The sequence below is a fragment of the Coleofasciculus sp. genome, assembly GCF_046539235.1.
Taxonomy (GTDB): Bacteria; Cyanobacteriota; Cyanobacteriia; order Cyanobacteriales; family Coleofasciculaceae; genus Coleofasciculus.
Window position 1 is genome coordinate 1 of the sequence record NZ_JBKHHI010000069.1, and the last position, 21,710, is coordinate 21,710.

Sequence of the window (21,710 nt, forward strand, 5' to 3'; positions counted from 1 at the left end):
GCGATCGCGAACTCAAAAAAGTCAAACCCTCCCAAGCCAATCAATCCACTCGCACCACCAACTTCTTCCAAGAATTGAGTCAGCAGGTTAAAGACAAACTCAAATCCGAGTCAAAAAAACCTGACTCAGACAAGAGCAATGGCTAGCAAAATCTACGCCCCCAACGTCCATTTATTTGCCTTTCACCTGAAAGACAGCCATCCGCCTAACCTACTCTGGGATAAATGCAACAACATCCTCTCTCAACGATTTGGCGTTACTAAACCCCTCGAAATTGAAGAACGAGCAGGATATCGAGTTGACCTACTCAAAGATAAAACCGACGATGATGTGGCTCTCCATTTTGAGAGTAAAATCTTCCTAGATGGCACACCCCTACCCATTGCCGGACTTGCCACACCTCTCCGCATTCACGATACCTACGTCCTCGCTCTCAACCTCCGCCGTCCCGAATTTGACGAAAATCAGAAGAAAACCAACCCCCTAGACCTCAACGTTCTTGAACTCCTCAACCCTTCTGGCTGCTTAATGCCCAGTGAAATTGGGAGTTCCCTCGGTCAAACCCTACTCCTAACCGTTTGGTACACCGAAGAAAAACAGTGGTTGCCCTGGAAATCGCCGCAAAATCGCCAAGAACTCAGGAAACTTGCAGATAATTGCTTAAGAGAATTCATCCCCAATCAATATCCTTTTCCTAACTTTTACCGAGAAGGTCAGCTATTTGGTAGTCCCATCTTTGAATACGGCGTTCCCACTCAAGAAAAAGACTACTGCCATATCCTAATTTGGGTCTTCTGTGAAACCGAAAGCAGCGATAAATTTATCGACCACTATTCATCCTTCGTTAATCTGTTTTGTTATTTAAACAAAGTCGTCACCGCTTACCAACTCAGCCGTCAGGTTCATCATGTAGTTCGCCAAGAGTATCAAGCGATCGAACCCTATATCAATACAATCTTCCAGGAAATGCCCGTCGATAAACAACTCACTCCAGACGAACTAAATCAATTCAAAGAATACCTAAAAGATATCCCTCAAAAATACTTATCCTACTCTCAATTAATCAGTGAACTAGACCGCTATCGCCTCACGATTGACACCAACGCCCAAAACTACAGGCGAGAACTCAACGATATTCAAAGCAAACTCCCAGCCGAAGATATCAGCTTCCTGTCCCACTTTTTCAACGAAGACTACCGCCTCTTCACCGAACAAATTCAATCCGATTTAGGCTACTTCCAACACGGAACCGGATTACTCGAAAAAGCGCTAACCGCCATCCAGGGACGAGTAGACATCGAACAAGCCGAGAGCGATCGCGCCACAGAATCGGCGGCTCAAAAACGACAACAACGATTAGAATTGTTAATTGCCGTTGTCAGCACAGGTTTAGCTGTCAGTGGTATCTCCTCTCAAGTCACTTCTGAACCTGTAAAAACAATTATCACTAAAAATCAACCCTCGGATAGCCCTGAAGCTGTCATTCCCATTTATCTTTCCTACTACAATTTCCTTGACGTACTGTTTCACATAATCGTGGGAGTTCTCATAGCGCTTCCTGTCGGTCTGATAGTTTGGTGGATGCAAAAACGGTCAAATCGCACTCGTTAACTTCGTCCGCAAACTCATCAAAAAAGAATCCTACAAAGCACCTACTGGGACAAAAACCTATAGCGATCGCTAAGGCGGTTAGGACGCATCTTATGGTAGAGACGTTGCATGCAACGTCTCTACAACATCCGGGTTAGCCACCCCCTTTATAATCTAGTCCGCGCAGGCGGACGAAAGTTTGTGTAGCAGCGATTTCAATCGCCTCAAAAAGGGGTTCCCGATTCCCTAATTAGACGGCTTCGGCGTTAACAATAAATACAAACAAGGCACCACCAGCAACGCACTCAACGTCGCCGCAATTAAACCAAAGATAATTGCACTACATAAAGGCATCCACGTCGCCTGACTCAGCGCCAAGGGAATCAAGCCAATAATCGTAGTTAAACTCGTCGTCAAAATCGGTCGCAAACGGTCAGATACCCCATGAGCCGCCGCTTTTCGCACGTTCATTCCCTCTTGTTCATAGTGGTTCATCGTATCTACCATAACAATGGCATCGTTGACCACAATACCCACCAAAGAAATCACCCCAATAAACGCCGGAAAGGAAAAGGGAATCGAAGCCAGAAAAAACCCGCCCATTGTGCCAATTAAGGCAAAGGGAATTGCCAAAAGAATAATAAACGGCTGGCGAAATGAACCTAGTTGCAGCACTAACACTGCAAACACCATGATAATTGCTAAAATCAATGCCTGACCTGCTGAACCAAAGGTTTCCGCCTGTTCCTCCGCTTCCCCGGTAAACTGGTAACGGTAACCGGGAGACCACGACTGCTGCATCTGTTCCAATTTCGGTTCTAAATCACTGAGAATTTCGCCCACGGTGCGACTGGCGACTTTTGCCAATACGGTAACGGTGCGTTCTCCCCCTCGATGGGTAATCGATAACGGGGTTTGTCCCTGCACTGTCTCAATCACCGAGTCTGCTGCAATCACAGGCTGATCCGGATTTGAGCCAAAGAAGCGCACGGATAAGAGTTCATCTCGGCGAGTCGGACCCCCAACCTCTCCCCCGCGTGAAGCCCACTCTGTACTCAGGCGAATTTCTAAATCCTCCTCATTTCCACCAAGGACAAAATCGCCAACATCGTTAGTGGTCATATAATAACGTGCCTGTGCCGCCAGTTGCTCTTCACTAATCCCATAAAAATCAAGCTGTTCGCGTTCGGGAATTAGTTTCAACTCCGGTTGCAAGTCGCCTAAATTATCGCGCACATCGGTTGTCCCTGGTATTTGCCGCAATGCCAACTGGATATCCCCAGAAATCCGCCGCAATTCACTCATATTGTTCCCGGTAATTTCCACCTGAATCGGGTCTTCATTTTTGGCGGCTTGTTGGCTGTTGATCACTAAGGTGGCACCGGGATAAGATGTCAGCGCTGCTTCCAGTTGGGGGCGCAGCTTATCCACGTATTCAAAGGAGTTAAACTGCCGCTGTTTTTCGGGAAGAAACACCGCATCAAATCCTACTAAATAGCTGGCTTGGGTGGGCTGCAATTCCCCCGAACTGACTAAAGTGCTGCGTCGTCCGACATATTTAATCACACTTTCAAAATAGTCTTTAGAACGTAAAAAATTACCCAATTCGTCCGCCACCTCTTGTGAGGTTGCCAGCGTAGTTGTCGGTGGCATTTCCACATTAATACTCAAATTACGTCCATCGGTGTCTGGAAAAAACACCGTGGGAATTTGGGTAAAGGCAAAGACGGCACAGAGGAATAAAGCGATAGTTCCCGCCGTCCAAGCCCGGGCAGTGGTTTGATTGCGAACGGTATGGTTCAAACTCCACTGAGTAAACCGTTCCGAGGCGGTTTCACTGAGTTTGTCAATGCGGGAGGTTTTATTTTCTTTGCTGACTCCAGCTAACAAAAAACGAGATAAAGGAACATCCACCAAAATCGCGATCGCAAAACTTAGCAGCAGGCAGATAATCGCCGTAATCGGCAGCAAGCGAACAAATTTACCCATTGTCCCGCTAATTGCCATCAACGGCACCATTGCCAAAATCGTAGTTAACTGACCGGAAAACGCCGGAGGCGCATAGGTTTTTACCGTCTTCAGCGCCGCTTGATTAAAACCTAACTTAGAAATAAAAATTGCCTCGTGCATCCCTTCCATCATTAAGATGAAAACATCCACTAACAATCCCAACGACAATACCATGCCAATCAGTACCATCGTATTTAACGTTTGACCTGTTAACCATAAAATTGCTAATGCACCCAAAAAGGTTAGGGGAATAGACAGTCCCGCAATTAACGCTTCTCGCCAAGACAAGGCAATAAACAAAATCACAAATACTGCTGCCATTGCCTGCAAAGCATTTGTAAATAAGTTCTCTAAGTCTTCCCAAATTGTTTCTGAATCGTCAGAAATAACCCGATATTTCATCCCAGGGAACCAGAGTTCTGGATTCTGCTGGGCGGCTTCAATTTCTGCTAGAACCCGATTAATCACTTCAATTGAATCCTGTCCAGGGACTTTCTTAATTCCCACACTAATAACAGGTTCAAATTGTCTTCCCTGCCAACTAATAAAAGCCCGACTTTCTTCTTCCTCCAACTCTCGACGAACCGTGGCAATTTCTGCTAAGCGAACCACCCGCCCATCCAGACGAGTGATCGGCAATTCCCGTAAATCATCTAATTGACGAAACCGTCCATAAAAGCGCACCTGCGTGCCAATTTGCTCACTCTCCACCTGATCTAAAGGCACATCGCGGTCAGCGGTTTGGATGCGATTAGCAACCGTTGTGGGTGGAATTTGTAGCGCGACTAAGCGACTGGGGTCAAGCTGAACTTGTACAACTTCATCCCGCGCCCCTCCCAGATTGACTTCGCTAACGCCAGAAACTTTTTCTAATCGTTCTTGCAACCGTTCCGCCGCCAAGTTTAAAACGGTGGCGTCAAGGTCACCAAATAGGGCAATGGTAAGAATTGGTACATCATCAAAGGAAATTTGTTCAACAACGGGTTGATCTGCCTCTCTGGGCAAATTGGGTTCGGCTTGAGAAACGGCATCACGTAGCAGTTGAATTGACTGATCCACATCCGCCTCGGAGTTAAATTCTACCTGAATGATGGAGAAGCCACTGAATGAGGCACTTTTAAGTTGTTTGAGGTTTTCAACGGATTGAATCTCTGTCTCTAATTCATTGGTCACTTGCTGTTCCATGGTTTGCGGATCAGCCCCTGCCCAGGTTGTGGTGACTGTCGCTATGGCAATATTAATATCAGGGTTGGCTTCTTTAACTATCGCCGCGTAACCCAGAAACCCGCCAATTGCCAACAGCATGCTTAACAAAATACCAAAAACGGGTTTGAGGAAAAAGAAACGAGATATCGGTGATGGTTTGGTCATTTGTCATTTGTCTGTCATTTGTCATTGGTCACTTGTCATTGGTTAGGGAATAGGGAACAGGGTAATAGGCTATAGAAATTTTGTCTCCCATCACCCCATCACCCCATCTGACACACCGAGCGAAGTCGAGGTGTCCCCCATCTCCCCATCTTCCTTATTAATTGCGTTCAATAATCTCGACAGGTGTGCCATCTACTAGACGATTTTGTCCTTCAGTGACTAATAGTTCTCCGGCGGAAACACCACTCTCAATTTCTCGCCGCTGAATGCCTGTAATTCCGGGTACAATTTGACGCTGATCCACGATTCCTTCTTCTGGATTGACGACAAAGACATAGGGTTGTTGATCACGATAAACAAAGGCATCTAGGGGAGCAACGACTGTATTTTTCTTTTCTTCCACAGCAATCCAAGCTGAAACTTGTTCCCCATGTTGCAGGTTAGTTGTGGTGTTTGTAATCCGAATGGTGACTTGAATCGATCGCCCCCCTGGACTCACGGCGGGGTTGACGGCAAATACTTCTCCTTTAGCACGGGCGTTTTCAATGATGGTTTGCTTGGGACGTTCACCGGAGCGATCGAGTTCTGAGACAATGTAGACAGGTTGACCGGGACGAATCCGCTGTCCACTGGAGGCGGGGAAGTCGGCAATGACTTCAATTTGGCTAGGATCGATGACGACAATCGGTACTCGCTCTAAAATGCCTTGATAATCTCCTGCCAGTTGGGTGGAGACGAGTTGAGGGGTATAATACTCGTTTTCGCGAATATTCAGATAGGCGACAACACCATCAAAGGGGGCGTAAAGTCGCGTCCCTTCTAGGTCAACATTCGCCTGTGTCAGTTGAGCGCGAGCCGTGGTAATGCCCGTTTCGGCGGCTTCCACCTGTTCTCTGGCGGCTTGAACTTGGGCTTGGGCGGCGTTAACTTGATCTTGGGCGGCGTTAACTTGAGCTTGGACAGCTTGAATTTGGGCTTGGGCGTCTTGTAGTGTATTCTGGCGGGTATCAAATTCACTGGCGGAAACAACACCTTGGTTATAAAGGAGTCGATAGCGTTCGAGTTGACTTTGAGCCAGATCCCGATTGGATCGCGCCTTAGCTAATTGCGCCTGGGCTTGCTGGACTTGAGAACGCGCCTGGGCGACTTGTGCTTGGGCTTGGGCGAGATTAGCAGTGGCGACGCTTTTCTGTTCTTGCGCCTCGGCTACAGCCGCTTGGGCTTTGCTCACCTGGGCTTGGAGTTCCCGATCATCAATTCGGGCAAGCAGTTCCCCTTTTTGGACGCGATCGCCTTCTCGTAATTGTCGCCCCCCTTCTCGGTTGGCAATATAGGTGACATCGCCATCTACGTCAAAGGTTAGATGTTTAAATCGAGTCGCCCGGACATTCCCTTCACTGGATACCCAAGCGCGAATCGATTCTAATTGGGCTGGGGTAACCCGCACGGATAGGGAGGAGGGTTGAGTGGTGGTAGCGGCTTCTTCATCCTTAGACGACAGGCGCATCACCGATACACCCCCAATTGCCAGCACTAACCCCATCAGGGGAATCAGCCACCATGCTTTTTTTAACTTGGTTTTGAGCTGAGAAGACTTGGGGGATTTGTTCTCATCTAAATCTTCTTGGTCAGCTTCAGGTTGTTGGGGTGGTTTTTTGGCAGTTGCTTGGCTATCCTGTCTGTGTTGCTGATTGCCATTATCAACATAAGTATTCCCTTGATCAGGAGTGGCGGTGGTGTTTTCTGAAGGCATGGAAACCTGACTGTGACGACAATAGAAGGTCTTAATTTTATAGTTACTCAGGCGTTTGAATATCTCCTCTTCTTTAAGATAGAGTTTGGCAGACTAGGCTTATGCCCCTATCAGCAGTAACATAAGCTACAAAACTACCTATTTTTTTTAGGCAGATGAATCCGGGCTTCATTGCTACCGTCATCTTGAATATGAACTAACCCAAGAAATTTTCTGTCAAGAAATGTTCACAACGATTGGTCAATATCCAGGTTTTTGATTAATAATAGGAGTTTTAATAGACAGAAAATTTCAAGAATCTGGGAGAAGCCCAAAATGAGCGATCGCCTGAATTTTTTATATCCTCGTTGTCGCTACTATGGTCATAAGAAACCGGACTATCTGGTCTTTAATGCCAATTTACAATAATTTGCCCAGCGAGTGACCACCATCTGCAACCTACAAACGTCGGGAAAATTGCCTCCGGAACAGGCTTATGCTCAAATTCAAGACCTTTGGCAGCAGTTACAACAATCGGGTCAACATCTTCTGGATATTGATTAGAGCCTAGCAAAAGGCAGAGGATAGAAGGTTTAAGGTGTTCGGCATTTTTAAACCTTAATGTCAATTTAAATGCATGACAGGTTACGGGTCAGTACACAGAAAATCAGTGATCCCAATCAACCCTTAAGGGTGATGTGGCGAACTCAACTCGGAAATCCACTCTAAATCAGTAGTCCTGAACAACTTATTCGGCGGGTCGAGACAAATGTCAACAAAAATTACGTCGATTTGCCATGGAGAATTCGGCAATCTGGCGTATATCTCATTAGCCTTCTTACATACACAATAAATAAGAGACAGAAATAAGTTCACATAACAGACATAACCCAATGCAAACCACATCTTTAACAAAAAGCCATAAAACACGGATTTTACTAGCGGAAGACAATCGGGTGAATCAGAAGTTTGCCGTACTTTTGCTAAAGAAATTAGGCTATCAGGCTGATGTCGTGAGTAACGGTGCAGAAGTGTTAAAGGCTTTGCATAGCCAGTCTTATGATGTCGTGTTTATGGATGTGGAAATGCCAGAAATGGATGGTTTAACCGCGACTCGCCAGATACGTGAGCAGTGGGCGGCTGGCGAATGTCCTCGGATTATTGCGCTTACGGCTTATGCTCGGCGGGGCGATCGAGAACAGTGCTTGGCGGCGGGAATGGATGACTATATGACTAAACCGATTGAGTTGCCAAAACTGCTTCAGGCGTTGCAAAACCTATCGGATAGTAATGGGGGGTTAAATATAGAAGAAGAGGGAGATAAGGGGGACAAGAAAGGCGTTTTTCCTGTGCCGCAAACATTGAATTATAGGGAGTCGGAGGTATTAGATGCCAAGGTATGGCAATCCTTAGAGAAATTAGCGGGAGCAAAAGCCCATGTTGTCTTGGATAAAATTGTGGGGGACTATTTAGAAGATGCACCCGAACGACTCCAAGCCATTCAATCCGCGATCGCAACCCAAGACGCAGAGGCTCTAAGACAGGCGGCTCATAGTTTCCGTTCGAGTAGTGCGAATCTGGGTGCTGTCACCCTTTCCCTTATGTGCAAGGAGTTGGAAAACTTAGCAAGTGCGGGTATGAGTGAAGTCCCTGCTGAGCAACTGGTTCAGGTAAAGGTAGAGTATGAGAAGGTGAAAACTGCTTTAATTTCTAAAAACCTAGACAAACCTACCCATAAGTAATTCTGTCTTGGTATAAGTCCACGGTGTAACTTTTGGTCGATAACCCTCCTACCCTCCTACTATGGATTCTCAGCCTGATCAACCTTTAATCCTCATCGTTGATGATGATCGTTCCATGCGCTCATTACTCAATTTAGCGATGACAGAAGAAGGGTATGGCGTCGTGGAAGCGAAGGATGGGGAGCAGTGTTTGAGCGAATATATGCATTATCAGCCAGACATGGTATTGTTGGATGCAGTTATGCCGGGATTGGATGGCTTTACCTGCTGTCAGCGTTTGCGTTCTCTACCAGGAGGCGATCGCATCCCGATTTTAATGATTACGGTTCTGGATGATCAAGATTCCGTGGATCGTGCTTTTGCCGTAGGTGCAACGGATTATATCACCAAACCCATCTATTGGGCGGTTCTCTCCCAACGAGTACGGCGTCTCTTGGCGGCGGCTCAAGCTTTGACACAGGCGGAACAAGCTACCCAGCAATTGCAGAGTTTACAACAGTGGGACGCTTTATTGGCAGAAATTCTCCAGCGTTTGTGTAAATCTACTCCTGTGTTAACGCTGTTGGATTTCACCGTAGCGAAGCTGCGAGTTCAGTTAGAGGTTGAACGAGTTATCCTTTATACCTTAGGGGAGCAATCGATTGTGGAATCCGTCGCCCCCGGATATCCCTCGGTGCTAGAACTTTGCCTTGCTGATCCCGGTTTAGAGGAAGAATATAAGACAGTGTACCAACAGGGGCAAATTGTCGCGATTGACGATATTGAGCAAACCGAACTCTCAGATGTTGCGATCGCGCAACTGACTCCGTTAAAAGCCAAAGCCGTTTTAATTGTACCCTTAATCAGTCACGGTCAACGATTAGGGGGGCTGTGTGTCCATCAATGCATAACACCACGCCATTGGGATCAGCCGACAATAGAGCGATTGACTAATCTGAGCAACTTACTCGCGATCGCGCTTTTGATGAACACAAATTGAACATAGCATAGACGCGATCGCTAACATTGAGCATCCAGACTGGAACTCAATCAATCGTTGAGGTTCTACCATGACTCTGGAAGAATTAGAGAGAGAGTATCGAGACGCGATCGACATTTTAGGCAACCAACTGCAAAATACTCTACTCGGACTATCTCAAACTGAAACCCGACTCACTCAAATTGGAGAATCTGTGAATAACCTTACCCGGATTATTGAGGAATTTATTCAACAGCAACGCCAATCCGAGTCGGAATAGAACACCAGTTGTTGCTGAAGAGGGCGGGTGCAAGTTGTTCATTTATTGGGGAGTATCTAAATTAAATGTCTAAACCCGCCCCTACCAGAAAACAGACGTGCCAATTATTTCAATTCCTCCTGAATCGCACGCCGAATATCCTGCACCATCGTCGGTTTCACCAAAAAACGGCAAGCCCCCAGTTCAAATGCTCGCTGTTTATCTGAGTTAAAGGAAAGTGCTGAAAGAATGACCAGGGGAACTTGTAACGATTGGGATTGTCGCAGTTGTTCCATCAAGGTAAAGCCATCAATCTCCGGTAACTTAAGATCCAGTAAAATTAAATCAGGTTTAAATTCTCTCACCACATCTAAAAAACTAGCGCCATCGGGTCTAGCACAAACTTCATACCCATGCAACTCAAGATATTCACTAATTGCTTCCCGATTCAAGTCGTTATCTTCGATAAATAAAATTTTCACCAGCTACGATAGAGAGATTGACATCCTCTGGTAAGACCTCCCAAGTCGTGAGGCTTGGAAACCTACACTATAATGCGTAAGCATTTAGTGTAGGAGGAAAGCAGGCTGAGAGTTCACCTTGTTCGGTGTAGAGGCGGATTTTGGTTGTAGTACAACTCAAGCCGCGCCAAACTCTTCTTGTAACGCTTCATCATTATCATCAGCAATAGTGGCAACAATGGTAATCGCCCGAGAAATTTCTCCCGGCGATAGTTCAGCCACCGTGCGTGACGATAACACCACCACTTGATCATCGACAATCCCAAAACGGGATTCAAAGGTATCTGACCAGTTCATTTCCAGAAGCCTACGCATCAATTCGGCTTCTTTTTCAGCCGGGAGGTTCAGCACCGAAGACCAAACGGTGAATGTATCCTCGTCTGTAGAACCTGTTAACTGGACAAAGACTTCTACGCTACCATACTTAAACTTCCAGAGATAGCCTTCGTCGTTATGGCTTACCATAGCGCTGTCATCTTGTTCCAGGCTGGAGATGACTGTTTCAATCGTTTCTACATAGTTGACGGTAGTCTGGTCTTGGATAAACTCCGTGGAAACAATCTCCTCGGTTGACAAGCTTTCTGTAGAGACCGTTTCTGGATTCGATTTTTTAGTGGTCATAAAGGTTTCTCTATAGGAGTTGACAATTGTATATAACACAAGGCGTGGTATTTTGCTAATCCGGCAATTCATCTCACGCCATAATCGCAAGATTTGGTGTCCTGGATACAGGAATATCCCTCAAGCTTATTTTATCGAGATCGATCCATAAAATAGTTAACTTCACAGCAGAATGCCCAGGAATCCCAATCCCCGACTTCTTCAAGAAGTTGGGGATCTTAGAGAAAGGTTTACACAGTAGCGTCTTCAGGCTTATGAGCAATCCAGTACTTGCTCATAAAGTGGTTTGGAGTTGTAATTGCCTCAAAACCAGCCTGAGTGAGGCGTTTGACTAAATCATCGGTAATATAGTGTCTGTAATACGGTTCGTGGAACATAGCAGGAAAGTTTTCCATCATGGGCATGAATTGGGGAAAATCAATCGCCTGAATTGAGTCACAGATGACAAACACTCCTCCCGGTTGAATCACACGGAAGCATTGCTCAATGATGCGCTGACGTATAGACGGTGGTAGTTCGTGGAAGAGAAACACACAGGTGATACCGTGGAAATAATTATCTCGATATGGCAGTTCCTCCGCCTTCGCCTGCATCAGTTGGGGTAATTCTCCCGGAGTCTCCGATAAGAGTTGATTAGCTTTACGCAAATAAGCCGGAGATAAATCTATGCCACCTAGAGACGCTTTTGGCAGAGTTGCCCGAATCATCCTCAGAGTCCGACCTGTGCCACAGGCTACATCGAGAACTCTAATTTGTTGAGGAGGAACTGCATCAAAGGCTTTGAGTCCTTCCTTTAACGGTGCAAGTACGCGCCGTCGCATCGGGTCAGCCGCACCATTGAACAGAAGTTCGACCTGCAAATCATACAGGTTGGCTGAGGTATCACTCAAGTAGCCATCGGTTTGGTAATGGAAGTTGCGCCGATAGTAGTTCGGATAATTTTGTATATCAATCTCTGGCGAGAACTCCTGATATTTATTCTGATTGACCCTCTCCCAGATATTCAGTAAATCCAGGCAAATCTCTGGATAGTAGCGAAAGAAGTCTTGCCAATGGGTATCAAACAGCAGGCTTTCAGGATACACGCCCCGCTCCACATCCTGCCAATCGGTTTCCAGAATCTGATCAAGCCTTTGCCGAAGTAGTTGCAGGATTTCTGGAGAGAGGGGTTTGGCTCTAAGCTGATTGATTGGGGGATTAATCAGATTCCGTAGTTGTAATGCTGTGTTTTTGTGTACCAGCGCAAAAGCCGCTTTTCCTTGCTGGAATGTTTGATATGCCAGTTTTGTCAAAGTATCAGCCATAAGAGTGATCAAGCTTGTTGTTACCTGATTGCCATTTGTAAATTATTGTAACTAAAAGTTTAGAAAAGTTTAAAGAGTCAATCCTAGAGTTGAGGGGAGATGTAGGCAGGAAAAAAGCCACCCCTAGGGATGGCTTTTTGGGTTATTTTGTGCTAAGTGCTAAGACTAGACATCATAGTAGAGGGAAAACTCATAGGGATGAGGACGCAACCGCATCGGGTTGATCTCATTGTCGAGTTTGTAGGCAATCCAGTTGTCGATAAAGTCTTCTGTGAATACACCTGTACTGGTCAAGAAGCTATGATCTTTCTCCAAATGCTCTAAAGCAGCTTCCAGAGAACCAGGAGTTGAGGGAATTTTGCTCAATTCCTCGGGTGAGAGGTCATAAATATCCACATCCAACGGTTCGCCCGGATCAATTTCATTCTTAATCCCATCCAAACCTGCACACAACATCGCGGCAAAGGCAATATAGGGATTACAGGTAGCATCAGGACAACGGAATTCCATCCGCTTCGCCTTGGGATTGTCACCAGACAGGGGAATCCGGATAGAGGCGGAACGGTTTCCTTGGGAGTAAGCCAAGTTCACAGGTGCTTCAAACCCTGGCACCAAGCGCTTGTAGGAGTTGGTGGTTGGGTTGGTTAAAGCTAACAAAGCAGGCGCATGTCTAAGTAAACCGCCAATGTAATGCAGCGCCATCTTGCTCAACCCAGCGTAGCCATCGCCAAAGAACAGGGGTTTCCCCTCTTTCCAGATAGACTGGTGAGTGTGCATCCCAGAACCATTATCGTTAAATATTGGCTTGGGCATAAAGGTGGCAGTTTTGCCATACTTCTTGGCGACGTTTTTAATCACATATTTGTACACCATCAAGAAGTCACCGGCTTCCACGATTGGTGCAAAACGGACACCGAGTTCGTTCTGTCCCCCAGAGGCAACTTCGTGGTGATGCTTTTCAATTGGCACACCACATTGAGCCATGGTAAGTAGCATTTCGGTACGCATGTCTTGCATCGTATCCGTAGGCGAGACGGGGAAGTATCCTTCTTTGTAGCGCGGTTTATATCCCAGGTTACCGCCAGCTTCTTCCCGTCCGGAATTCCAACGCCCTTCCACGCTGTCTACATAGTAGAACCCTTTGCTCTCGGTTTGATCAAAGCGAACATCGTCGAAGATAAAGAACTCGGCTTCTGGACCGAAGAAGGCAATATCCCCAAGTCCTGTAGACTTCAAAAAGTCTAATGCCTTCTGGGCGATGGTGCGGGGGTCACGGCTGTACCATTCACCCGTGCGAGGTTCTTTAATTGAGCAGATCATGCTCAAGGTTTTTTCTTTCATGAATGGGTCAATCCAAGCCGTTTTTGGATCGGGCACCATTGCCATGTCAGATTCGTTAATGGCTTTCCAACCGCGAATACTTGACCCGTCGAAGGCTACCCCATCTTCAAAAGCACTTTCGTCTATTTGATCGTAGTAAAACGAGCAGTGCTGCCAGATCCCTGGCAGATCAATGAATTTGAGGTCAATAATCTTAATGTCTTGATCTTGAATCATTTTCAAGACTTCTTGTGGCGTTTCTGGCATGAATGACTCCTTTTGTCAAGTGGGCTATTGTTTAGAAAAGTTCAAATAACGGTGGGGCAGTTGAAGTTCTCACCGACCTCAACAACCTGATTGGGCTTGAAAACTGTCTCCTGTTCATCTGACTCATCCTAGGGAGAGGTTGAGGGAGCTTTTGTATCCAAAGTTACAGAATCTCATTTCCTGATCCTTGATATCCTAAGAAAAAGATTAAATTGTATTAAATATTACAAAATGATCAGGATTGCCCGTCCCCTATTTGTCAATCCGCTCAACAATGACGTATTCTGGTCTAGATAAGCCAAGTTGCTTTGGGAGCAATAGTTGGGCAGTCCAGCTTATGTGATCAAGTGTGATCAAGAATGGTGCAGGAATTCTCATTCCAGAGACTTTTGATGAGAGCGTCGCAATAACTGGCAATATAAATAGATAAAGATATATAGATTGGGAGAGCCAAATCATGCGGGATGCGATTACAAGCCTGATTAGAAACTACGATATTAGCGGTCGTTACCTCGATCGCGATGCGATCGATTTACTCAAATCTTACTTTGACAGTGGTACAGCCCGAATCATGGCTGCTGCTGTGGTCAATGCTAATGCAGCCTCAATTGTCAAGCAGGCAGGATCGCAACTCTTTGAAGACGTCCCGGAACTGATTCGTCCGGGTGGTAATGCTTACACGACTCGTCGCTATGCTGCTTGTCTGCGGGATATGGACTATTATCTCCGCTATGCCAGTTATGCACTGGTTGCTGGGAGTATGGATGTCCTAGACGAACGAGTTTTGCAAGGGTTACGGGAAACCTACAATTCCTTGGGGGTTCCAATTGGTCCAACTGTTCGCGGTATCCAAATTATGAAAGATATCGTCAAAGAACAAGTCGCTGCTGCTGGAGTGACTAATACGGCATTTGTGGATCAACCCTTCGACTACATGACTCGTGAATTAAGCGAAAGCGATATTTAAGGTTTTGCACCCAAAAGGGTTACATCCAGATTGTTGGTGATGGGGGAACAGGTGATTAGGGACATATTCAATGTCTCTTCAGGGTATTGACAAGGACTACAACTGACACCAAAACCCTCAAAATACTTCGATGTGATGCTCTTTGGGTGCGAACTTAGTTTTCTCAGATAATTTACTTTTGGGATAAAGTATAGATCCCCAGACCAATCAATCCTAGGGCGAGAACCTGTCTGATGCCAAAGGGTTCTCCCCAAATTAAATGAGCCAAAAAAGCCACCGCTACGTAGCTAATTGAAACGCTGGGAAAAGCAACAGAAACAGGGATTTCCCTAAGGGCAAATATATAGAAAAGGGCAGCACAGAAATAAGACGATAATCCCACAATAATGTAGGGCTGAAGAAAGAAAAGCTTATTACCAATACCCTGCATAGCGCCAGCTTTAAGGCTTAGTTGCCCACCGATACCAATCATAATAGAAATAACTAAAGCAAAGTAGGCATTCACAGAAAAATTCTCCAATGATCATAGAACTATTTTAATCTGAATGTCACCAAAATAAAACAATTCCTCAAAGAATGGGTGCTTGATGAGTACTCACTTTAATCTAACCAATCATCGATGGGATCAGCTTTAAAACTAACGTTGGGTCTACTCGTGTTAACCGTTCGCGGAGTGCTTTTTCCGGGCTTCCGTTGGGTTGGCGATTTGGATAAACCTGGGGATGGTGCATGACGGGCTGGCGGTGGTGAGGCTGAGTATTTTGACTTACGACCCATTTTTCTACCATTAGCCGCCGATTGAGAACGCAAACGTTCATGGGCTTCATTCAGTTCTTGCAACTTGTACTGGGCTTTCTGTTGTAGACGGGGATGACCCACAAAACGGTCAGGATGCCATACCCACGTCATGTCTAGATACCCTTGGTGGACTTCCTCGGGTGAGGCATTAGGGTCTAGGTCTAAGACTCGGTAGTATCGTTCTACGTCTAACATCTACAACCATCCTCACGACTGACAGCAATATCTTGATATTGATAAAAATAGTAATTCAAGTTCTCTGCTGTTGTGGCTGAAACCATGCAAAAAAATACATCAGTTTAGGAAAAATATAATTTGTAAGTTTTCGTTAACGTAAGTTAACAATTTTAAATCCTCCTGTTCACTCAATTACTTAGAGCTTGAGGGTTTTTATAGCGATATATGTCATATAATATCAAGTTGCCCGTTTTTAAGTTGAATGACCCTAACTAATCTAGAGGAGGGGTGAAAAATAGGTAATTAGACGGAGATCAAGTAGTATATTTCCAAGAGAGCGTGTTGAAAAAGGTGTCTGCACAGAGGAGGGGCGGGTTGAGAAATCGCTATAATGCTTTGAACCTTTCGCCCACAACCCACACCTGCCCTTACCCTAACTTTTCAGGTGCTTTTCAAACACCGTCTAGTCGTTTAAGTTGAGTAAAAATGCAGTTAGCAGCACGAGTTGGTCAAGTCTCTCCCTCTCTCACCCTAGCGATTTCCGCCAAAGCCAAGGCGATGAAACTCGATGGCTTGGACGTATGTAGTTTCAGCGCCGGGGAACCGGATTTTGATACCCCGGCTCATATTAAGGCGGCGGCGAAACAAGCCCTAGATGAGGGGAAAACCAAATATGGACCGGCGGCTGGGGAACCGAAATTACGGCAAGCGATCGCGAATAAACTGCGCCGAGATAATGGGTTAGAGTACCAGCCGGACAATATCATTGTCACCAATGGCGGTAAACATTCCCTGTTTGGTTTAATGCAAGCGCTGATTGAACCTGGGGATGAAGTGATTATTCCCGCCCCCTATTGGCTTTCTTATCCGGAAATGGTCAAACTGGCAGGGGGTACGCCAATCATTGTGCAAACGGATGTGTCAACGGGGTATAAAATCACCCCAGAGCAACTCCAGGCGACGATTACGCCCCAAACTAAGCTATTTGTGCTTAATTCCCCCTCGAATCCCACCGGGATGGTATATACCCCAGAGGAACTCAAAGCCCTTGCCCAAGTGATTGTAGAACGGGATATTTTAGTCGTCTCAGATGAAATTTATGAAAAGATTCTTTACGATGGCGCTCAACATTTGAGTATTGGTGCTATTGGATCAGATATATTCCAGCGCACGATTACCAGTAATGGGTTTGCCAAAGCCTACTCGATGACAGGTTGGCGTGTGGGGTATTTAGCCGGTGCTGTGGATTTAATTAAGGCGATTACCACAATTCAAAGCCACAGTACCTCTAATGTTTGTACCTTTGCCCAGTATGGCGCGATCGCCGCCCTGGAAAATCCCCAAGACTGTGTAGAAGAAATGCGCCTTGCCTTTGCTAAACGCCGACAAGTCATATACGAACGCCTGAATAATATTCCGGGAATTCGTTGTTCTCAACCCAATGGCGCGTTCTACGTCTTTGCCGATATTAGCAAAACTGGACTCCAATCCCTAGAGTTTTGTAATCGCCTTTTAGAGGCTGAGAAAGTAGCGACAGTTCCCGGTATTGCCTTTGGTGTCGATAACTGTATCCGTCTGTCCTATGCTACTGATATGCCATCCATTGAAAAGGGTATGGATCGATTGGAGAAATTTGTTCGCCAGTTAAGTTCATGAACCGCGCCTTACTTCGTGAAGGCGCGGATTGGCAGAGATAACCTGCCAGTAGAGACGCGCCATGGCGCGTCTGTACATGAATAAGGGCATGAGGTTCTAGGTGCAGTCAGGGCGGGTTTTGAATAAACGTTGTCATCAACAGCGAAACGAAAATCCCTAAACCCGCCCCTACAAATTAGGTTACCTGAACGAAGCCAAGGGTCAAAACTATGTCAAACTAGCGAAGCAAAGGATAAACAATCAACACTTACAACTGTTCCTTAAAAATTAGGAGATAACACTGATGACCTATAAAAGAATATTAGTCGCCCTTGATCATTCCCCTCAAACTGAGGGAATCTTTACCCAAGCCCTAGATCTAGCTAAACAAGAAAATGCAGCATTGATGATCTTTCATTGCTTGCCTGTAGAAAACCAAGGTGTAGGTTTTTATGGAGATATGTTTGGTCGAGAATTGATTGACTTCTCCCGTCGTATGCAAGAAAAAATGGGAAAGGAGACGGATGAAACTCAGAAATGGCTAGCTGGCTATTGTCAGAAGGCAACAGATGAAGGTGTGCCAACAGAATGGACGTGTAAAATTGGAGATGCTGGGAGTGCAATTCGAGACTTGGTAAAAAGTTGGGATGCTGATTTAGTGGTTATTGGTCGTCGAGGTCGTCGGGGTTTAACTGAAGTGCTTTTAGGCAGTGTCAGTAATCATGTGCTTCACCATGTTCCTTGTTCTGTTTTAGTGGTGCAAGGGGTTGCGAATGAAACGTCGGAAACCTAGTTGGTCTTGTGTCGTTGGTAAGCCTTTGACCTGTCTAAGTCTTTGATATTATAGAGCTTGGACAAAAATTTAACGTTAATCAGCGTCTATGAACGATAAACTTAGGCTGAGAAGTTGGGTTAATTTCAAGAAACAGATTCTCAGTTTAACCCAGAGAGTAAAATTAGGAGGGAATCACGGTGAGACAACTAAGACGTTGATGCCAGGGAGAAGATTGAGGCGGCAATCTTTGGTCAGTTTTATCAGTGGTTTGTTAATCGTGATGGCATTGGGATGGTACAATCCGCCAGCATCAGCGCAAAGAATTAGTCAAGCTAAAATTGTAGAAATTTTAGGGGAAAATCAAGCGTATATCCAAAACAAACCCGCTAAAGTTAATGCGGTTGCTACATTGGGACAAACAGTGAGTACCAAACAAGCACGGGTAAATTTGCTCTTTAATAACAATGCGGGGGTGCGGTTAGGACAAAATTCGGCACTCACGGTGGGAAGTCGCTGTGTGCGGCTGCGAAGTGGTAGAAGTGTCGTTTCGGGGGCGCAAGGATGTGTCGGTTCGATTACCGCGGTGACGCGGGGAACTGTTTATTTGATGGAATTAGATGAAAATGAACAAGCACAAGTGAAGGTTTTACAGGGCGAAGTCGCATTGAGCGAACGGTATAATTTGTGGAACCCCCAGCCTGTTTTGTTACGTCAAGGTCAAGGGATTAATATTAGTCCGGAGGGGGTGTTAGGGACGGTAATAGACCTGTCAAAAGCGGAAATTGAAGAAATTGTCACGGGGGCTTTGTTTAAAGGGTTTGATATCCAACTTCCGGGAATTGATAAACTTGAAGAGGTTTTGAATGAGCAGTTTCCGCAAATAGAGGTTCCCGATGTATTGAGAGACAATTTGCCGTCAATTCCCAATCCCTTTTAATTGTTGGAGTCATGGCGATGAATCACTGGTGGCAATGGCTGGAAAAACAACGACGAAAACGCATCCGACGGCGTCGCCGGAGTCATTCCCAACCGTTTTGGCTTCCCGAACGAATTGGTTTGATGCTAATGGGATTCTGGACGGTTTTGGGTGCTTTGGTAACGGTTTGGCAGGGGACGCCTGTACAGCTAGCGGAACGCCAAAGCCAAAAGTGGTTCATTGAATTGCGCGGACCCGTTGCACCGCCTGATGATATTGTAATTTTAGCGATCGATGATCAATCGTTGACGGCATCAGAACGTTACAGCAATCCCATTGATCCGAATAAAGCGTTAGTTGTCGATTTACTAACACCACCGTTTCCCTGGAAGCGAACGGCTTATGCTGAGGTGCTTGAACGTTTAATGGCGGCGGGTGCGAAGTCAGTATCCTTTGATTTACTGTTTGATCTTCCTAGTGGGTATGGTACTGAGGATGATCAGCCCTTTAAACAAGCATTAACCAAGTATAGCGATCGCATCGTGCTAGCGGCTGTCTACGAAGATACCATTGATCCTCAAGGTTTTACCACGCTTGAATTATATAAGCCGTTACCCGAACTTTATCCAGATTCGGTACAACTGGGTTTAGTTAACTTTTTACCCCCAGAGGTGGATGGGAACGTGTATCGGCTGGGGAATGAATACAGCCGGGAAATTCTGCAACCGTTGGGATTAGAAAAAATTCCTTCATTTGCTAAAGCGACGTTAAACGTGGCAAATATTAGCTATCCACCCCCAAAAGGGAGTCAGGTTTTTTTCTACGGAACACCGACTCAGAATCAAAATGTTTTTACCACGATTCCATTTTGGCAGGTGCTGGCATCTGATATATGGGACGTGCATTTACGAGAAGAAACGTTTAAAGACAAAATTGTCTTGATTGGCACAACAGCCGATGAGCAAAATATCGGTGATTTTGTGCCTACACCTATCCAGTTAAACATGCCAGGAATTGAGCTTCATGCTAACGCGATCGCCACCTTAATGGAAGGACGTTCAATCGCTGTCGCTATCCCGAATCCATGGCTAGAGGGATTGTTTGTGTTTGTCTTGGTTGGGGGAACCGCTATCTTCTTGTATAAACTCCCCCGACGCACTGCGGCAAGCTTGTTTTGGGGATTGGGGATGGCAGGGGTTTGGGTGGGACTAGCATTTTTAGGCTATAGCAGCGCCAGACTGATTTTCCCCATTGCCGTCCCGGCGATCGCGATGACTCTCAATAGTTTCTCCTACTTTACAGCACTTTTCATTGGGGATCAAATTGAAAAACGCCGCTTCCGCAGTACCTTAGAACGGTATGTCGCCGCACCTGTCGTTCAAGAAATTCTCAAGCAGCACGATGATTATCAGGAATTACTCAAAGGACGTAAATTAAAAGCTGCTATTTTATTCTCCGACATTCGCGGATTTACCACCCTTTCCTCCCAAATTTCACCTGTCCGATTAGTGCGACAACTGAATCGATATCTTAATGACATGGTTGAGGTGATTTTAGATGCTGGCGGTACCGTGGATAAATTCATTGGGGATGCGGTAATGGCAGAGTTTGGTTGTCCGGTATCTGAGGGGGAAGAAACCGATGCGATGAATGCCATTCGTGCAGCATTAGGGATGCGAAAAGCCTTGCATCAGCTACGCAAGGAATGGCGTCAGGAAGAACGAATTCCGTTATTTAATGGGATTGGGATTAATTATGGGGAATTGATTGCTGGGGATATTGGTTCTCAGCGTCGTCGAGAATATGCAGTGATTGGGGATGCGGTGAATGTAGCCAGTCGGGTAGAGGGGTTAACCAAAAAATTTGGCACAGATATTTTGATTACCGATTCTCTGTATCAGGTTGTCAAAGATGAGGTTGAGGTGGTGTCAGTGGGGGAAGAAGAGGTAAGAGGACGGGCGGGGACGGTGAAGTTATATAGTTTAATTGGGTTAAAGGGTGAGTCGCCGCAATTGTATCAGCAGGTGCAGAGGGATTTACAGGAATTTTTGCAGCAAAAAGAGGGTTAAGTATTAGTAGCGAGCAAGATGCAAAGCCTGCGGCATGGCTTCGCTAAACGCACTACAATAATTTCGCCGTTATTAGCTATAACGTTTAAATGACAAATAGCTTACCAGGAAAAATTAAAGTTAACAGTGGGGATTGTCATTTGTCCTTTGTCATTAGTCATTCGTATCATTCTCATAACACAAACCGCCTTGGACATTAACCAAGACAGTTTGAGTGATATATTCAATTTATTAAAAGTCACGACTCTAGGCGTCCACTACCTCTGACCACTCTGATGGGGAGTTTAGTCCCCCGTTGGTAGTGACAAAGTGGAGGAAGCGACAAAAACTCCACAACCGCCTCAGCTATCGCTTATCAGGCACTGTCCAGACATCTGACGTCGCTCTCCTTCGATGTCCGACAATGGATCACAGTGGAAAAACCTCCATCCAGTGCCGTTTTCCTTTGCTATTACTAATCTATCAACACAGGGCAGGTGAAACCATCACTCGTAAGGTGGAATCCCACTCGAACCTAAGGAGGAACTCGGATTCAGACTTGGGTCTATCTTTGGGAGTTCAAAAGCGCGATCGCTCCTTTTGGGGTTGTTGGCTCTAATGGTTGTGGTGCAAGAGTTAGAGACGATTGTCGCCGAAGTAAAACGGATTGGTTATTCTGAGCGATATTACACGCGATCG

The 21,710-nt window shown here is 45.8% G+C and carries 17 protein-coding genes and 1 pseudogene; 10 read left to right on the plus strand and 8 right to left on the minus strand.

Features of this window, described 5'->3' with window-relative positions; genetic code table 11:
- Window positions 1–138: 138 nt before the first annotated feature.
- Window positions 139–1,611, plus strand: a complete 1,473-nt coding sequence (locus ACLFWI_RS08660) for a hypothetical protein (protein ID WP_446412608.1) — start codon at window positions 139–141, stop codon at window positions 1,609–1,611.
- 225 nt (window positions 1,612–1,836) lie between these two features.
- On the opposite strand, the gene ACLFWI_RS08665 is transcribed toward ACLFWI_RS08660, so the two are convergent.
- Together ACLFWI_RS08665 and ACLFWI_RS08670 are read right to left on the minus strand one after the other, a co-directional pair.
- Window positions 1,837–4,971 carry an efflux RND transporter permease subunit gene (locus tag ACLFWI_RS08665; protein ID WP_446412609.1) on the minus strand — a complete coding sequence of 1,045 codons (3,135 nt, stop codon included), beginning with the start codon at window positions 4,969–4,971 and terminating at the stop codon, window positions 1,837–1,839.
- A gap of 157 nt (window positions 4,972–5,128) precedes the next feature.
- Window positions 5,129–6,724, minus strand: a complete 1,596-nt coding sequence (locus ACLFWI_RS08670) for an efflux RND transporter periplasmic adaptor subunit (protein WP_446412610.1) — start codon at window positions 6,722–6,724, stop codon at window positions 5,129–5,131.
- 315 nt (window positions 6,725–7,039) lie between these two features.
- Here ACLFWI_RS08670 and ACLFWI_RS08675 point away from each other — a divergent pair.
- The 4 genes and pseudogenes from ACLFWI_RS08675 to ACLFWI_RS08690 all read left to right on the plus strand — a co-directional run bounded on the left by ACLFWI_RS08675 (window position 7,040) and on the right by ACLFWI_RS08690 (window position 9,683).
- Window positions 7,040–7,267: pseudogene (locus ACLFWI_RS08675) on the plus strand (DUF7219 family protein).
- Between the two features lie 329 nt (window positions 7,268–7,596).
- Window positions 7,597–8,445, plus strand: a complete 849-nt coding sequence (locus ACLFWI_RS08680; RefSeq protein WP_446412611.1) for a response regulator — start codon at window positions 7,597–7,599, stop codon at window positions 8,443–8,445.
- A gap of 61 nt (window positions 8,446–8,506) precedes the next feature.
- Window positions 8,507–9,424: a response regulator gene (locus ACLFWI_RS08685; RefSeq protein ID WP_446412612.1), complete on the plus strand. Its 918-nt coding sequence runs from the start codon at window positions 8,507–8,509 to the stop codon at window positions 9,422–9,424.
- Window positions 9,425–9,494: 70 nt separating this feature from the next.
- Window positions 9,495–9,683: a hypothetical protein gene (locus ACLFWI_RS08690; RefSeq protein WP_006097802.1), complete on the plus strand. Its 189-nt coding sequence runs from the start codon at window positions 9,495–9,497 to the stop codon at window positions 9,681–9,683.
- 104 nt (window positions 9,684–9,787) lie between these two features.
- Here the strand turns inward: ACLFWI_RS08690 and ACLFWI_RS08695 are convergent, their stop codons facing one another.
- The 4 genes from ACLFWI_RS08695 to glnA all read right to left on the minus strand — a co-directional run bounded on the left by ACLFWI_RS08695 (window position 9,788) and on the right by glnA (window position 13,695).
- Window positions 9,788–10,144 (minus strand): response regulator, encoded by a 357-nt coding sequence (locus ACLFWI_RS08695; protein ID WP_446412613.1) that lies wholly within the window; start codon window positions 10,142–10,144, stop codon window positions 9,788–9,790.
- Window positions 10,145–10,300: 156 nt separating this feature from the next.
- The gene (locus tag ACLFWI_RS08700; protein ID WP_446392335.1) at window positions 10,301–10,804 is read right to left on the minus strand and encodes a YbjN domain-containing protein; all 504 of its coding nucleotides are present in this window, start codon (window positions 10,802–10,804) and stop codon (window positions 10,301–10,303) included.
- Window positions 10,805–11,034: 230 nt separating this feature from the next.
- Entirely contained in the window at window positions 11,035–12,108 is a 1,074-nt protein-coding gene (locus ACLFWI_RS08705; protein WP_446412614.1) for a class I SAM-dependent methyltransferase, read from the minus strand.
- A 165-nt stretch (window positions 12,109–12,273) separates the two neighbouring features.
- Window positions 12,274–13,695, minus strand: a complete 1,422-nt coding sequence (gene glnA / locus ACLFWI_RS08710; RefSeq protein WP_446412615.1) for a type I glutamate--ammonia ligase — start codon at window positions 13,693–13,695, stop codon at window positions 12,274–12,276.
- A gap of 457 nt (window positions 13,696–14,152) precedes the next feature.
- Between glnA and apcB the strand changes: the two genes are divergently transcribed.
- Window positions 14,153–14,662, plus strand: coding sequence for an allophycocyanin subunit beta (gene apcB, locus ACLFWI_RS08715; RefSeq protein ID WP_446412616.1), 510 nt, complete (start codon window positions 14,153–14,155; stop codon window positions 14,660–14,662).
- Window positions 14,663–14,834: 172 nt separating this feature from the next.
- Here the strand turns inward: apcB and ACLFWI_RS08720 are convergent, their stop codons facing one another.
- Window positions 14,835–15,167 carry an EamA family transporter gene (locus ACLFWI_RS08720; RefSeq protein WP_446412617.1) on the minus strand — a complete coding sequence of 111 codons (333 nt, stop codon included), beginning with the start codon at window positions 15,165–15,167 and terminating at the stop codon, window positions 14,835–14,837.
- A gap of 95 nt (window positions 15,168–15,262) precedes the next feature.
- A complete protein-coding gene (locus ACLFWI_RS08725) occupies window positions 15,263–15,655 on the minus strand; it encodes a J domain-containing protein (RefSeq protein ID WP_446412618.1) in 393 nt (130 codons plus the stop codon).
- 468 nt (window positions 15,656–16,123) lie between these two features.
- On the opposite strand from ACLFWI_RS08725, the gene ACLFWI_RS08730 reads away from it, so the two are divergent.
- From ACLFWI_RS08730 to ACLFWI_RS08745, 4 genes are all read left to right on the plus strand, one after another.
- A complete protein-coding gene (locus ACLFWI_RS08730; RefSeq protein WP_446412619.1) occupies window positions 16,124–17,293 on the plus strand; it encodes a pyridoxal phosphate-dependent aminotransferase in 1,170 nt (389 codons plus the stop codon).
- Window positions 17,294–17,576: 283 nt separating this feature from the next.
- Window positions 17,577–18,065 (plus strand): universal stress protein, encoded by a 489-nt coding sequence (locus ACLFWI_RS08735; RefSeq protein ID WP_446406921.1) that lies wholly within the window; start codon window positions 17,577–17,579, stop codon window positions 18,063–18,065.
- Between the two features lie 88 nt (window positions 18,066–18,153).
- A complete protein-coding gene (locus tag ACLFWI_RS08740) occupies window positions 18,154–18,984 on the plus strand; it encodes a hypothetical protein (protein ID WP_446412620.1) in 831 nt (276 codons plus the stop codon).
- Window positions 18,985–18,995: 11 nt separating this feature from the next.
- Window positions 18,996–21,032 (plus strand): CHASE2 domain-containing protein, encoded by a 2,037-nt coding sequence (locus ACLFWI_RS08745; RefSeq protein ID WP_446412621.1) that lies wholly within the window; start codon window positions 18,996–18,998, stop codon window positions 21,030–21,032.
- Window positions 21,033–21,710: the final 678 nt, after the last annotated feature.